This window comes from Microbacterium sp. Bi128, from assembly GCF_918698205.1.
The window spans coordinates 1-2,179 of sequence record NZ_CAKKMM010000858.1; the positions used below are offsets into that span (position 1 = coordinate 1).

The 2,179-nt window shown below is 66.7% G+C and carries 2 protein-coding genes; one reads left to right on the forward strand and one right to left on the reverse strand.

Going from position 1 to position 2,179, the window contains the following annotated elements:
* On the reverse strand, positions 1 to 738 hold a 738-nt coding region (locus LQV45_RS27245; protein WP_253074593.1), incomplete at its 3' end, for an alpha-amylase family glycosyl hydrolase.
* A gap of 154 nt (positions 739 to 892) precedes the next feature.
* Here LQV45_RS27245 and LQV45_RS27250 point away from each other — a divergent pair.
* Positions 893 to 2,131 (forward strand): maltose ABC transporter substrate-binding protein, encoded by a 1,239-nt coding sequence (locus tag LQV45_RS27250; RefSeq protein ID WP_230009921.1) that lies wholly within the window; start codon positions 893 to 895, stop codon positions 2,129 to 2,131.
* Positions 2,132 to 2,179: the final 48 nt, after the last annotated feature.

Below are 2,179 nucleotides of genomic sequence, written 5' to 3' on the forward strand. Positions count from 1 at the left end.
GTCCTGCGCCCAGTACGGCACCGGCTGCACGTCGGCGGCGTCGCCCGTGCCGAGGCCCGTATGGGCGGGGTCGGCGATGTCGGGCAGGTCGGGGTGTTTCATCAGCCCGTGGGCGACGTCGACGCGGAACCCGTCCACGCCGCGATCCAGCCAGAACCGCAGTACGCCTTCGAACATGTCCCGTACGTCGGGGTTGGTCCAGTCGAAGTCGGGTTGGGAGGTGTCGAAGATGTGCAGGTACCACTGCCCGAGGGTGCCGTCGGCTTCGGTGACGCGTGTCCACATCGACCCGCCGAATACGGCTTGCCAATTGTTGGGCGGGAACTCGCCGTACTGGCCTTTGCCTTCGCGGAAGATGTAACGGGCGCGGGCGGGGCTGCCGGGGGGTGAGGCGAGGGCTTCCTGGAACCAGGGGTGGTCGCTGGAGGAGTGGTTGGGGACGATGTCGATGAGGATCCGCAGGCCCCGCGCGTGGGCGGCGGCGATGAGGTCGTCCGCGTCAGTGAGGGTGCCAAAGACGGGATCGACGTCGGTGTAGTCGGACACGTCGTAGCCGGCGTCGCGCTGGGGGGAGCGGTAGAACGGCGAGAGCCAGACGGCGTCGATGCCGAGGTCGACGAGGTCGTCGAGGTGGATCGTGACTCCAGGGAGGTCACCGATCCCGTCTCCGTTGGCGTCCGCGAACGAGCGCGGATACACCTGATAAATCACAGCGTCGTGCCACCAGTTTTCACTCACCTCGGCATCGTAATGCAAACGCTTACGTCATTTGCAAACCAGAAAGACGCGGTTGCTAGTTGCCCCACGTGTCGTAGCGGACGTATGGTGTATGCGCTTGCACCGCAAAGACGGGGTCCGCTTGGGCGCCTTACGATGATGAAAGGGGTCACCGATGAAGGTGACGTCACGGAAGTTGTTCGCTTCCGCAGCTTTGTTCACAGCCAGCGCGATCGCACTGTCCGGTTGTGCGCCGTCCGCTTCCACCCCGGCCGAGAGTGAAGCGTCGGGGGAGCCGATCACGGTGTGGGTGGATATCGAACGCCAACCCGCCCTCGAGGCGGTCGCTGCCTCCTTCACCGACGAGACCGGGATCCCGGTGGATCTGGTGACCCGCGATTTCGCGACGGTCGATCAGGACTTCATCAGCCAGGTCCCCACCGGGGAAGGCCCGGATGTCATCGTCAGCCCGCACGACAAACTGGGCGCGTACGTCGCTGCCGGTGTCGTCGCCCCCGTCGAGCTCGGTGATGTCGCCGACCAGTTCGCCGACACCGCCATCCAGGCCATGACCTACGACGGCGCCACCTACGGGGTGCCGTACTCAATCGAGAACGTCGCCCTGGTGCGCAACACCGCCCTGGTGCCCGACGCGCAGACCACCTTCGACGCCGCGATCGCTGCTGGCCGGGCTGCGGGCACGCAGTACCCGTTCCTGGTGGGCCTGTCCCCGGAGCAGGGGGACCCTTATCACCTGTACCCGCTTCAGACCTCGTTCGGGTCCGAGGTGTTCGCGCAGAACGCCGACGGCAGCTACGACCCCTCCCAGCTGGTGCTGGGCGATGAGAACGGTGTCCGCTTCGCCGATGCTCTGAAGACGTGGGGGGCGGAGGGCATCCTCAACCCCAACATCGACAGCGACAAGGCCAAGGAGTTCTTCCTTGCCGGGCAGTCGCCGTACTACCTGACCGGGCCGTGGAATGTGCCCGACATCAAGGCCGCCGGCATCGACTACGCCATTGACCCCATTCCCTCCGCCGGTGGGGAAGCGGCCCGCCCCTTTGTCGGGGTGAACGGGTTCTTCCTCTCCAGCAAGTCCACCAACGCGCTCGCGGCGACGAACTTCATCGTCAACTACCTCTCCACCGAGGATGCGCAGATGTCACTGTATGAGGCGGGTGGGCGCCCGCCGGCGCTGCTGTCCGCGTACGACAAGGCCGCCGCGGAAGACCCCGACATCGCCGCGTTCGGGCAGATCGGTCAAGACGGCGTCCCCATGCCCGCCATCCCGGAGATGGGGTCGGTGTGGGCGGACTGGGGCAACGCAGAGCTCGCCCTCATCCGCGGCGAGGGAGACCCGGCGCAGGTGTGGACCACCGCCGCCAGCAACATCTCCGCCAAGATCGCCGGCTAACACCACCGCCCGGCAGGGTGGGGCGCGGACCCGAAACGCGCCCCACCC

What these genes read in the sequence shown, in the direction of transcription:
- LQV45_RS27250 (WP_230009921.1), top strand. Translation starts at nt 893, where the DNA reads ATGAAGGTGACGTCACGGAAGTTGTTCGCTTCCGCAGCTTTGTTCACA.